11 protein-coding genes, 1 tRNA gene and 1 pseudogene are annotated in these 12,466 nt (G+C 65.8%); 9 read left to right on the forward strand and 4 right to left on the reverse strand.

The genetic code is table 11. The features are described from left to right. The first annotated feature begins 124 nt into the window (after positions 1–124). From OG225_RS04375 to OG225_RS04385, 3 genes are all read left to right on the forward strand, one after another. Positions 125–583 (forward strand): TM2 domain-containing protein, encoded by a 459-nt coding sequence (locus OG225_RS04375; RefSeq protein ID WP_405180501.1) that lies wholly within the window; start codon positions 125–127, stop codon positions 581–583. Positions 584–1,037: 454 nt separating this feature from the next. Beyond that, positions 1,038–2,456, forward strand: coding sequence for a pyruvate kinase (pyk, locus tag OG225_RS04380; protein ID WP_355088820.1), 1,419 nt, complete (start codon positions 1,038–1,040; stop codon positions 2,454–2,456). After that, entirely contained in the window at positions 2,457–3,359 is a 903-nt protein-coding gene (locus OG225_RS04385) for an acyl-CoA thioesterase (RefSeq protein WP_405180502.1), read from the forward strand. A gap of 78 nt (positions 3,360–3,437) precedes the next feature. Here OG225_RS04385 and OG225_RS04390 read toward each other — a convergent pair whose 3' ends face one another. The 4 genes from OG225_RS04390 to OG225_RS04405 form a co-directional block, all read right to left on the reverse strand. Next, complete coding sequence (locus OG225_RS04390; protein WP_405180503.1) at positions 3,438–3,809, reverse strand: hypothetical protein; 372 nt, start codon at positions 3,807–3,809, stop codon at positions 3,438–3,440. Between the two features lie 154 nt (positions 3,810–3,963). Further along, complete coding sequence (locus OG225_RS04395) at positions 3,964–4,584, reverse strand: low molecular weight phosphatase family protein (RefSeq protein ID WP_405180504.1); 621 nt, start codon at positions 4,582–4,584, stop codon at positions 3,964–3,966. 236 nt (positions 4,585–4,820) lie between these two features. Further along, positions 4,821–5,333 carry a monooxygenase family protein gene (locus OG225_RS04400; RefSeq protein WP_109529808.1) on the reverse strand — a complete coding sequence of 171 codons (513 nt, stop codon included), beginning with the start codon at positions 5,331–5,333 and terminating at the stop codon, positions 4,821–4,823. A 262-nt stretch (positions 5,334–5,595) separates the two neighbouring features. Continuing rightward, positions 5,596–5,682: transfer RNA gene (locus tag OG225_RS04405), tRNA-Leu, on the reverse strand. Positions 5,683–5,927: 245 nt separating this feature from the next. Here OG225_RS04405 and OG225_RS04410 point away from each other — a divergent pair. From OG225_RS04410 to OG225_RS04435, 6 genes and pseudogenes are all read left to right on the forward strand, one after another. After that, positions 5,928–6,545: an ANTAR domain-containing response regulator gene (locus tag OG225_RS04410; RefSeq protein ID WP_109529809.1), complete on the forward strand. Its 618-nt coding sequence runs from the start codon at positions 5,928–5,930 to the stop codon at positions 6,543–6,545. Between the two features lie 200 nt (positions 6,546–6,745). Beyond that, the gene (locus OG225_RS04415) at positions 6,746–7,972 is read left to right on the forward strand and encodes a branched-chain amino acid ABC transporter substrate-binding protein (protein WP_405180505.1); all 1,227 of its coding nucleotides are present in this window, start codon (positions 6,746–6,748) and stop codon (positions 7,970–7,972) included. Positions 7,973–8,050: 78 nt separating this feature from the next. Next, positions 8,051–9,088, forward strand: a complete 1,038-nt coding sequence (locus OG225_RS04420) for a branched-chain amino acid ABC transporter permease (RefSeq protein ID WP_109529810.1) — start codon at positions 8,051–8,053, stop codon at positions 9,086–9,088. Further along, positions 9,085–10,524, forward strand: a complete 1,440-nt coding sequence (locus OG225_RS04425) for a branched-chain amino acid ABC transporter permease (protein ID WP_405180506.1) — start codon at positions 9,085–9,087, stop codon at positions 10,522–10,524. Before OG225_RS04420 ends, OG225_RS04425 begins: the two co-directional genes overlap by 4 nt. Continuing rightward, a pseudogene (locus tag OG225_RS04430) lies at positions 10,521–11,474 on the forward strand (ABC transporter ATP-binding protein); the annotation flags it as partial. The gene OG225_RS04425 and the pseudogene OG225_RS04430, both read left to right, overlap by 4 nt. A 153-nt stretch (positions 11,475–11,627) precedes the next feature. Continuing rightward, the gene (locus OG225_RS04435) at positions 11,628–12,401 is read left to right on the forward strand and encodes an ABC transporter ATP-binding protein (RefSeq protein ID WP_405183193.1); all 774 of its coding nucleotides are present in this window, start codon (positions 11,628–11,630) and stop codon (positions 12,399–12,401) included. The last annotated feature ends 65 nt before the right edge of the window (positions 12,402–12,466 follow it).

Genomic DNA, 12,466 nt, shown 5'->3' on the forward strand with positions numbered 1-12,466 from the left:
GATCCAGTCGGACACGCTCGTCGTCGAACCCGCCGGTCCGTGGCGAATATGGTCACGGTTTCCGGCGTCCGACAGGACGCGCCACAGGCGGGGGAGCGCCCGCACAAAATGAGGAGGACATTTCGTGACCGACCCCTATCAGCAGAACCCCGGCGGACCCCAGTACGGCCCGCAGGGCACGGGGCCTGACCTGAACAAGCCGGGGGCCGCACCGGGACAGCCGCAGTACAACCAGCCGCCGAGCGATCCCTACGGGCAGCAGCCCCAGTACGGCCAGCAGCCGGGTGGCTACGCGCCCTCGCCGTACGGCGGTCAGCCGGGCGGGTACCCCGGCGATGCCGAAGCGCCCTACGGCCGCGACCAGTACGGCACGCCGTTCTCCGACAAGGAGAAGCTGACCGCGGGTCTGTTGCAGCTGTTCGTCGGCACCCTGGGCGTGGGCCGCTTCTACACCGGCCACACCACCATCGGCATCCTGCAACTCGTCACCTGCGGTGGCTGCGGTATCTGGGCGCTGATCGACGGCATCATGATGCTCACCGGCAAGGTGCCCGACGCCGAAGGTCGCCCGCTGCGCGGCTGACCTCCCGATCGAAGGCATGAGAAGGGCACTCCGCTGCACGGCGGGGTGCCCGTTCGCATTCCCGGGGTCTCACGATCCGGGGTCACCGCGTCGCCTCGACGGCATGTGGATCGGGGATCGCGCGGGCGGGGCGAGCGCGCTGTCACGCCTGCGTAATACCCCGTTGTCAAGGGGCATGGACATCGAAGGTCGGCGAGACCGCGCGGCGACCGCGTTCCCTCCGTCCCCACGAACATCGGCCTTACACGTGACAACTTCGGCGCCGACGCCGGTCGCCACCGGAATGTTGCGCTGTAACTCGGTTTCGCCCGCACACCTGCCACCGAACAGCCCGAGGTCGCGCCCGGTGAGAGTTCTCCCCACGCGGTGCATCGTTGCGTGCGCATTGTTTTCACCCAGGTTTCACCGAGGCCAGCACAGGCCCCGGTACACCAACGGGATTAGGCTCTAACCCGTGATGCGACGGACGAAGATTGTGTGCACGCTCGGCCCGGCCACTGCCACCGAGGACCGTATCCGCGAACTCGTCGAGAGCGGCATGGACGTTGCCCGGCTGAATTTCAGCCACGGGGAACACGCCGACCATGCCGAGAACTATAAGAAGGTGCGTCAGGCCTCCGATCATCTCGGCAGAGCCGTCGGCATCCTCGCCGACCTACAGGGGCCCAAGATCCGCCTCGGTCGGTTCATCGAGGGCCGCACGGTCTGGGCCACCGGCGAAGAAGTCCGCATCACCGTGGACGAAGTCGACGGCACGCACGACCGGGTCTCCACCACCTACAAGGAATTGGCCACCGACGCCAAGGCGGGCGACCGGCTGCTCGTCGACGACGGCAAGATCGGCCTGACCGTCACCGGTGTCGACGGTAACGACGTGATCTGCCGGGTCACCGAGGGCGGCCCCGTCTCCAACAACAAGGGCGTCTCGCTGCCCGGCATGGACATCTCGGTACCCGCTCTGTCCGAGAAGGACATCGAGGATCTGGAATTCGCGCTGAAACTCGGCGTCGATTTCATCGCGCTCTCGTTCGTGCGCTCGCCCTCCGACGTCGAACTGGTGCACGACATCATGGACCGCGTCGGTCGCCGGGTGCCGGTCATCGGCAAACTCGAGAAGCCGGAGGCCATCGACAATCTCGAGGCCGTCGTGCTCGCCTTCGACGCCGTCATGGTGGCGCGCGGCGATCTCGGTGTGGAGCTGCCGCTCGAGCAGGTGCCGCTGGTGCAGAAGCGCGCCATCCAGATGGCAAGGGAGAACGCCAAACCCGTCATCGTGGCGACGCAGATGCTCGAGTCGATGATCGAGAACTCGCGCCCGACCAGGGCCGAGGCCTCCGATGTCGCGAACGCCGTGCTCGACGGCGCCGACGCGGTGATGCTGTCCGGCGAGACCTCGGTCGGCGCGTATCCGATCGAGACCGTGCGGACCATGGCGCGGATCGTGCAGGCCGTGGAGATGGAGTCGACGCGGGTACCTCCGCTGACCCACGTGCCCCGCACCAAGCGCGGCGTCATCTCCTACGCCGCCCGCGATATCGGCGAGCGGCTCAACGCCAAGGCACTGGTCGCCTTCACCCAGTCCGGCGACACCGTGCGACGGCTGGCCCGCCTGCACACCCACCTGCCGCTGCTCGCGTTCACCCCGCTGCCCGAGGTGCGCAGTCAGCTGGCCTTGACCTGGGGCACCGAGACCTTCATCGTGCCGACGGTGAACAGCACCGACGCCATGATCCACCAGGTCGATGTATCACTTCTGTCGATGGGCCGATACGAGAAGGGAGACCTGGTGGTCATCGTGGCGGGGTCCCCGCCCGGTACTGTCGGTTCGACCAATCTGATCCATGTGCACCGGATCGGCGAGGAGGATCATTAAATGTCAGCTGCCCTAGGTGGCACCGTCGGCATCGAATCGACGGATGGGACCGATCTTGACATCCTGCTCGGCCTGCTGGATCTCGAGCAGGTCGACGAGGACGTCTTCGTCGGTCAGCATCCGGCGAAGGTGGCGAGCAGGACCTTCGGCGGGCAACTGGTCTCGCAGGGCATCATCGCGGCGGGACGCACCGCGGGTGATCGCCCGCTGCACGTCGTCAACGCGCATTTCGTGCGCGGTGGCGACCCCAAGCAGCCGATCGAGTACCGCGTGGACCGGCACCGGGACGGCCGTTCACTGGCCAACCGGACCGTGACCGCGAGCCAGGACGGACAGGAACTGTTCGTCATGCTCGCCGCGTTCCAGGAGTGGGCCAAGGGGCTCGAACACGCCCACGACAAGCCCGAAGTGCCGGATCCGGACGGGCTGCTACGGGTAGAAGAGCATTTCGCGGGCTTCGAGGACAAGTTGCAGATGTTCGTCAAGGCGCCGCATCCGATCGATATGCGGTACACGAACGACCCCGCCTGGATCATGAAGGGCACCGGGGAGCAGCTCAATCACAATCGGGTCTGGATGAAGGCCGACGGCACGCTGCCCGACGATCCGCTGATCCACGTTGCGACACTGGGGTATTCGTCGGACACGACGATTCTGGACTCCATCATCACCACGCACGGACTTTCCTGGGGTCTGGATCGCATCGTCGCCGCGACGGTGAACCACTCCATCTGGTTCCATCGCCCGTTCCGCTTCGACGAGTGGGCGCTCTACGCCACCGAATCCCCGGTCGCCGCGGGGTCACGCGGCCTGGCCACCGGCCGGTTCTACTCGCGCGGCGGCGACCTGCTCGCCACCGTGGTGCAGGAAGGCATGATCCGGCATTTTCCGCCGCGTCGCTGAAACGAGAAGGGCCCCGTCGTCCTCGGGTATTCGAGGTGCGGCGGGGCCGTTGTCGTATCCGGGTCGTATCCGGCTGTCCTACAGGCTTTCCCGTTCGGTCTCGAAGTCGAAGGTGTCGCGGCGCTGCGTCCGGATGGTGCGCGGGATCTCGGGACCGGTGATCCCGCCCGCGGTCTCCAGCACCAGCCTGCGCTCCAGCGCCGCCAGCCCGGGCGCGCTCAGGTCGCGTTGCGCGCCGACCAGGCTCAGGGCGATCTCGTAGGTCCGGCGATCACCTGGCTCCGCGTCGGGATGGTCTACGCGCCACTGGGATTCGAGCACGATGTGGACGGGATCCTCGGTGTCGACGGGCAGGGTGAACCGCCACGCGAAGACATCGCGGTCCTCCAAATGATCGTCGACCACCCCGCGCACCGTCTCGACGACACGTTCCAGGGCTTCCGGTGTCACATAAACATGGAGAGAAACATCCGAAATTCGTTTCGGCATGTCTGATTCCTGTCGTGTGTCGAACCATCAACGGCGGAAGTCTGTTCGCCGGGAGTGTAATCCCTCGATGCCCGCCGACGACACAGTCGGGGCGGAATTGTTGTGTGCGTCCCACTCAACGGATGTGCTGTGCCGCCAGGAACGACGCGAGCGGGGCCGAACGGACCGCCGGTCGCATCACCAGCCCCGGGCCCCGCTCGGCATCGCGATGCGTCGGTTCGTGTGGCGCCAGGGCCAGCAACAGTGGGACGAGGGCTTCGGCGATCCGGTCGCCGACCTCGCAGAACGCGGCTTCGGACAGGCCGACCGGGTCGGCGATGTTCTCCCGTCCGACCAGCGACAGATTGTCACGCGACCGGTGCAGCTCGGCGATGGTGCGCGCACCGGTGACCTTGCCGATCCGGTGCGCTTCGAGCAGGGTGAAGGTGCGCGGAGCGGCCCCGAAGGCCAGTGCCGCCGCCTGGTCGCGCAACTGTTCGGTCATGGCGAGAACCAGATCCGCCCTGTCGATCATCTCCGGCTTCAGTTTCCGCGCCCGGAACCCCGCCGGATCGGCGCCCAGGCCGGTGATGGTCTGCGCGGCGAGCGGTTCGACGGGGAAGCCGACCAGCGCGCGGGTTCCCGCGCTCTCCGCGGTCAGCCCGTGTAGCCGGTGTTCGGCCGCGACGGCGCGGGCGACCCGCTCGGCGATCACCGAGCGACAGACATTGCCGTTGCAGACGAACAGGACGTGCATAGGTTCACCGTAATCTGCCCGTTATCGGTCCATCGGGCCGAAAAGGGCGAATCACAGGTGCGCGCCGATATATTCACCTGCGGGTCGGATGCCGTACACGAAACGCACCCGGGTATTCGCACTGTCGCTCGCTACTCGTCACGATCCAGAGCCGCCGGGGCGTTCCGCGACTACTTACCCCACCGTTTCCGATCCCAATCCTGTGTCCCATAAACAGGTCGGTAATGTGGTGTCACTCACTCGGATTCGGTTCGGTAATAAGTCGATTCGGGAACCACCGGCGCGACGCCCGCGGGTTTGTCGTATACCCGCCCCCGCGTGGAGAACATCCGCCCGCGCGATGACACGACCGGCGCGAATCGCGCGAGCCCGGTTCCCGGATCCATATCGTCGTACATGGCGTCGATACCGCCGCGCGCGAAATAGGCCTCGTGCCAGAACCCGGTGCCGCCGGAATCGGCGAGGAATTTCTGCCACCAATCCCGGTGCGGCGCCGAACGCGTCCACCGTTCCAGGCTGTCCAGGTCGCGCCAGTACTGCCGTGCTCCCCAGTGCGGCGGAAAGAGCCCCCACACCACGTCCTCGTGCAGCAACAGCCCGTCGGGCCGGTCCCGATGCGAGCGGTACAGTTTCGGCCCCAATCCCAGCAGGCGCGCGATCCCGCGCGGTTTACGCACCCGCATCCCCAGATAGATGACGACGAGATCCGGATATCCGGACAGATCGACCGTCGTCCTGTTCACACGCATCCGACCCCACCTCTCCGCCGCCGAAGGCGACAGCTGTTACCGGACTCGGCCACCGGCCACCACATAGGGACTACGAACGAGACCTCGCCACGGTTCAACCGACGGGAGAGTGGACCGCGCGGTACGCGCGAACGCGGCCTCGGCGCGCTCATTCGTTTTCGAAGCCCTGACCGGGTATATCGGTGCCGGGCACGTAGCGGACCGATTGCGGAATCGGAGCGGAGAACAGGAAGGGCGGTTGCTTCGCAACCGCCCTTCACCCTGGTGCCGAGTGTGGGACTCGAACCCACACGTCCTTCCGGACAACGGTTTTTGAGACCGTCGCGTCTGCCAGTTCCGCCAACCCGGCGCACCGGAGGAGAACTATAGCGGGTCGGGGGCGCCTATCGCGAACGGGTTGCGACTTGCACCACGCCGTCCGCTCTTTGCGCAGGGTATCTACGTTCTCCGAGAAACTGAAAGGTACTCTCTACATCACTCGAATGCGTACCGGGTGGCGCGATGGCGAGGCCTGGTGTTCGACAGGATCCGGGTCTGCCGCTGTCGCTCCGTCCGGCGTGTCGGGACAGGCATCGGAACCAGAGGGGTCTACCTATGAGCACTGCAGCAGGGGGCGCCGGCACGAAGCGCGACGCCGGGGCGAAGCGGGTCGTCGTCGCCGAGGACGAGGCGCTCATCCGCATGGACCTGGTCGAGATGCTGACCGAAGAGGGCTATCAGGTCGTCGGCGAGGCGGGCGATGGTCAGCAGGCCGTCGATCTCGCGATCGAGCATCGACCGGATCTGGTCATCATGGATGTGAAGATGCCGCGCCGTGACGGAATCGACGCCGCGGCCGAGATCGCGTCCAAACGTGTTGCGCCGGTGGTGATTCTTACCGCGTTCAGTCAGCGCGACCTGGTCGAGCGGGCGCGTGACGCCGGCGCGATGGCATATCTGGTGAAGCCGTTCACCAAATCGGACCTGGTGCCCGCCATCGAGTTGGCGGCCAGCCGGTTCCACGAGATCGCCGCGCTGGAGAGTGAGGTCGCCAACCTCACCGATCGTCTGGAGACCCGTAAGCTGGTCGAACGCGCCAAGGGTGTGCTGATGCAGACCCAGGGTTTGTCGGAGCCGCAGGCCTTCAAATGGATTCAGCGGACCGCCATGGACCGGCGCACCACCATGAAGGCGGTAGCCGAGGTGGTGCTGGAGAATCTGACTCCCAAGTGACCGGAAATTCGCCCCGCATCGGGGCGTGGCCGGAAAACTTTACTCATTCGACACGTAATCGTAAAAAAGAATTCGACACGATGTCGCAGCCATGATGCGAATGTGATGCGGATCTAACGTACCAACGCTATGTTCTGTCCGGGCTGACGTGGTCGGCCTCCTCCGGGAGCCGGGGGGAGCACAGGACGTAGAGGTGAGACGTGCTTAGTTCGACATGGCGCAGTCGTACGACGCGTGGCGTAGTGGTGATCGGCGCGGCCGCCGCGCTGGTGCTGTCGGGGTGCAGTGATAAGTCGACCGACAACGGTGGCGGCGGTGGCAGCGCCGACCTGTCCATCCAGCCGGTCGTGCAACTCGACACCGAAGGCAACGAAGTTCCCGCGAGCGACGGTGGCACCGCGGCGGATCCGGCCGGCGACGGCAAGGCCAAGTGCGCTCCGCTGACGATCGGCATGGCGGGCCCGCTCACCGGCGGCAACGCGGCTCTCGGCATCAACGTCGTGATGGGCGTGAAACTCGCGCTCGACAAGCACAACAAGGCCAACCCGGACTGTCAGATCAAGGTCAAGGAATTCGACACCGAGGGTAAGGCGCAGATCGCCACCCAGGTCATTCCGACGATCGTCAGCGATCCCAATATCGTCGCGCTGATCGGCCCCACCTTCTCCGGTGAGACCAAGGCCACCGGCGGCATCCTCAGCGAGGCGGGTATGCCGACGCTGACGGCGTCCGCCACCAACCCGACGCTGACCGAGAACGGCTGGAAGACCTTCTTCCGCGGTCTGGGCAACGACAATTCGCAGGGCCCCGCGGTCGCGAAGTACCTGACCGGCAAACTCGGCTACAAGAAGATCTGCGTCGTCGTCGACAACACCGACTACGGCAAGGGCCTGGCCGACGCGTTCACCGCCTCGGCGGGTTCGGCGGTCGACCCGAGTTGCTCGGTCGGCGTCAAGGAAGGCGACAAGGACTTCTCCGCCGCGGTGTCCAAGCTGGCGGCCGCCAAGCCGGACGCGATCTTCTACTCGGGCTACTACGCCGAGTCGGCACCGTTCGTGCAGCAGTTGCGCACCGGTGGCGTGACGGCGACCTTCGCGTCCGCCGACGGCAGCAACGATCCCGAATTCGTCCGCCAGGCAGGCGGTTCGGCCAAGGACGCGTACCTGTCGTGCCCGTGCAGCCCGGCCCCGGAGAAGTTCACCGCGGAATACAAGGCGCTCAACGGTCAGGCGCCCGGCGTCTACTCGGTCGAAGGCTACGACCTCACCACCATCGTGCTGAAGGGTATCGCCGCGGGTAAGGTGACCCGCGCGGATCTCGTCGACTATGTGCGCACCTACGACGGCACCGGTGTGGCCCGTCAGTACAAGTGGAACGAGACCGGGGAACTGTCGAACATCCAGATCTGGATGTACCAGGTCAAGTAGTTCGAACTACGAGTATGAGCGGCGTGTGCGGGTCCTGCGAGGACCCGCACACGCCGTTTCCCGACGCGAGAGATACGAATGCCTTCAACCGCTTCGGTCGGCGTGGCCCTGCTTGCCAACGGGTCGATCGACTTCAATGTCTCCGGGGTGGTGGACCAGTTCTGGCGCCTCACCGTGGACGGACTGACTTACGGGTCGATCTACGCCCTCGTCGCCGTGGGCTACACATTGGTCTACGGCGTGCTGCGGCTGATAAATTTCGCCCATTCGGAAATATTCATGTTGGGTATGTTCGGCTCCTACGTGGGGCTGGAATTACTCGGCTTCGCACCGAGTGGTGATGTGTATTCCCAAGGCGTGGTGATGACCATCGTCTTCCTCGGGCTCGCCATGCTGTTCGGTATGGCGGTCTCCGGCGCGGCCGCGGTGGGTTTGGAGCGTGTCGCCTACCGGCCCCTGCGCAAACGCGGCGCGAAACCCCTCGCCTTCCTGATCACCGCGATCGGTATGTCGTTCGTGATCCAGGAATTCGTGCACTATATCCTGCCGAAGATCAAACCGGGTCTCGGCGGCACCAACGCTCAGACCGGCATCCGGCTCGTCGATCCCAAGGTGCAGTTCAGCTTTCTCGGCGCCGACGTCACCAATGTCGCCATCGTGATCGTGGTCTCCGCGGTCTTTCTCGCGATCGTGACCGAAGTGCTGATCAACCAGACCAAATTCGGGCGCGGCATTCGCGCCGTCGCCCAGGATCCCGATACCGCGACGCTGATGGGCGTTTCGCGGGAACGGGTCATCATGCTGACCTTCCTCATCGGCGGTGTGCTCGCGGGCGCGGCCGCGCTGCTCTACACCCTGCGGGTGCCGACCGGCATCATCTACTCCGGCGGATTCATCCTCGGTATCAAGGCATTCAGCGCCGCGGTGCTCGGTGGCATCGGCAATCTGCGCGGCGCGCTGCTCGGCGGGCTGATCCTCGGAATCGCCGAACAGTACGGCCAGATCCTGTTCGGCACCGAATGGCGCGACGTGGTCGCGTTCGTCCTGTTGGTGACCGTGCTGATGTTCCGGCCGACCGGCATTCTGGGTGAAAGCCTCGGAAGGGCACGCGCATGACCGACGTGATCAAAGAACCCATCGGAGAACCCTCCGCAGAACCCACCGCGCCGTCGAAAGCCGGTCTCGGCGACACGATTCGCGACTGGTGGGGCGGATTGTCCCGGCCCGCGCAATGGGCCGTCGGCGTCCCCGCGATCATCGCGCTGGCGCTGCTCCCGCTGTATCCGCCGCCGCTGCTCGACACCCCGGCGGTGAGCTTCGGCGGTGTGATGGCGCAGTTCGCCATGTACGCGCTCATCGCCGTCGGACTGAATGTGGTTGTCGGCCAAGCGGGTCTGCTCGACCTCGGTTACGTCGGCTTCTACGCGGTCGGCGCCTACACCGTCGGCCTGCTCACCAGCCCGAACAGTCCGTGGAATCAAACAGACGGCGGCTGGCTGAATCCGAGCTGGGCCTGGCTGGCCTGCGTACCGCTCGCGATCGCGGTGACCGCGCTGTCGGGCCTGGTGCTCGGCACCCCGACGCTGCGGCTGCGCGGCGACTACCTCGCCATCGTCACCCTCGGATTCGGTGAGATCGTCCGGTTGCTCGCCGACAATCTCGGCGAGGTCACCAACGGCAGTCTCGGACTCTCGCAGATCGCCTACCCGCAGCTCGGCGAATCCGAGACCCGGCCGGGCGGGGTCTTCTCGCCGGGCAATCTCGGTGACACCAGCAGCTGGAATCCGTTCGTGCGGGCCAACAACGGCACCTGGTGGTTCTGGCTCGGCCTGGTGCTGGTGATCATCGTCCTGTTGATCGTCGGCAACCTCGAGCGCAGCCGGGTCGGACGCGCCTGGGTCGCCATTCGCGAGGACGAGGACGCCGCCGAGATCATGGGCGTGCCCACCTTCAAATTCAAGCTGTGGGCCTTCACCATCGGCGCGGCCGTCGGCGGTCTGTCCGGTGCGATGTACGCCGGGCAGGTGACCTACGTCAATCCGCGCCAATTCGACATCATCACCTCGATGCTGTTCCTGTGCGCGGTGGTCCTCGGCGGCAAGGGCAACAAACTCGGCGTGATCGTCGGCGCGTTCCTGATCGCCTACCTGCCGCTGCGGTTGCAGTCGGTGCAACTGGTCTCCGAGGAATCGACGGGGTATGTGCTCCTCGCCCTGGACGTGGCCGCGTTCGTCGGTCTGCTGGTCACGTGGCGTTACCGGGTGCAGCACATGGGTCCGTGGATCCAGCGCGGCGTCATCACCGCGACGGTCTTCACCGGTGTGATGGGTCTGCTGCTGCTCGGTAGTGTGCTGTTGTTCCGCAAGGGCGGCGCGCAGTCGCTCGGTGACCTCAAATATCTGTATTTCGGAATAGCGCTGGTGGTGATGATGATTCTGCGTCCGCAGGGTCTGTTCCCGGCTCGGCAGAAACTGCTGGCCTACGGTCGGCAGGTGTATCGGGCGGTGCGCCGTCCGGCGCCGGAGCCGGTGGCTGCCGGAGCGGGCCGATGACCGGGCCGGGCCCGGGCGGTGCGCTCTTCGACAACGAGGACATGGCGGCGGGATACGCAGATCAGGAACAGATCGGCAGCGCGGGCATGGTCGAGGTCACCGCGGTGCTCCCGGCCCTCGGCGATGCCGAGACCGTCGCCGAGGTCGTCGCGACGAATCGGGCTATCGACACCGAGATCGGTGCGCCGCTGCTGCGAACCGACGAGTTGACGGTGCAGTTCGGCGGCCTGACCGCCTTGAACAAGGTCAGTTTCGAGATCCGCCGCGGCGAGATCCTCGGCCTGATCGGACCCAACGGCGCGGGAAAGACCACCTGTTTCAACGCGATCACCGGCGTCTACCAACCCTCGGCGGGCGCGGTGTTCTTCGACGGCAAACCGCTGACGAAGACCTCGCGCAACGAGATCACCCGCCTCGGCATCGCGCGAACCTTCCAGAACATCCGGCTCTTCGGTGAGATGACGGCGCTGGAGAACGTGGTCGTCGGCACCGACGCCAGGCACAAGACCTCGGTGCCCGGTGCCGTGTTCCGTACTCGGCGGCACCGCCGCGAGGAACACGACGCCATCGAGCGCGGTATGGCACTGCTCGAATTCGTCGGTATCGCACCGCATGCCGTGGAGAAGGCGCGCAATCTGTCCTACGGCGATCAGCGCAGACTCGAGATCGCCCGCGCGCTGGCCACCGAGCCGAAGCTGCTGTGCCTGGACGAACCCGCCGCGGGATTCAATCCCAGCGAGAAGGCGGCGCTGATGGATCTGATCCGCAAGATCCGCGACGACGGGTTCACGGTCCTGCTCATCGAGCACGACATGCGTCTGGTCATGGGCGTGACCGATCGCATCGTCGTCCTGGAATTCGGCCGCAAGATCGCCGACGGACTGCCCGCCGATATTCGCGAGGATCCCTCGGTGATCGCGGCCTACCTCGGTGTGCCCGATGACGAGGTCGAGCAGGCGGCGGCCGACGCCGGGATCGAGATCGCCACGGCGAGTGGCGAATCCGAGGACACCGCGCCCGAACCGCAGGCCGGAGGGTTCTTCACCGTCGATCAGCCGACGCAGAAACTGCCGATCGTGCAGCCGGGCCAGGGTCCGCCGCCGATGTCGGCGGGCGAGCGGCCGGTCCCCGGTGCCACCCGTGACTTCAGCGCGGCGCCCCCGCTGCTCGAAGTCGAGGACATGGTCGTCAACTACGGCAGAATCCAGGCACTGCACGGGATTTCGCTGAAGGTGGCCGAAGGTGAACTGGTCACCCTGCTCGGGGCGAACGGCGCGGGCAAGACCACGACCATGCGCGCGCTGTCGGGCCTGCTGCCGCTGACCAAGGGGCGGATCCTGTTCGAGGGCCGCGACATCACCAAACTGAAGGCCCACGAACGGGTGATCGGCGGATTGATCCAGGCGCCGGAAGGCCGGGGTGTTTTCCCGGGCATGACGGTGCAGGAGAATCTCGACATGGGCTGCTACGGCCGGGGATTCAAACAGAAAGCCGAGTACTCCAGCACCTTGGACTGGGTTTTCGAACTGTTTCCTCGGCTCTCGGAGCGGCGTAAACAGGTCGGCGGCACGCTGTCCGGCGGTGAGCAGCAGATGCTGGCCATCGGCCGGTCGCTGATGGCGCGTCCGCGCCTGCTGCTGCTCGACGAACCGTCGATGGGGTTGGCGCCCATGGTGATTCAGCAGATCTTCCGGATCATCAGCGAGATCAACCAGCAGGGCACCACGGTGCTGCTGGTCGAGCAGAACGCGCAGCAGGCGCTCGCCCGCAGTGATCGCGCCTACATCCTGGAAACCGGTGAGGTGACCAAAACCGGTACCGGCGGTGAACTGCTCACCGATTCGGCGGTGAAATCGGCCTATCTCGGCGTCGGCTGAGTGGTCGGGTCCGGCACGGGAAATCGTGCCGGACCGCGCACGACATGATGGAACACGATGCGTCG

Source organism: Nocardia sp. NBC_01377, from assembly GCF_045040005.1.
GTDB classification, from domain to species: Bacteria; Actinomycetota; Actinomycetes; order Mycobacteriales; family Mycobacteriaceae; genus Nocardia; species Nocardia noduli.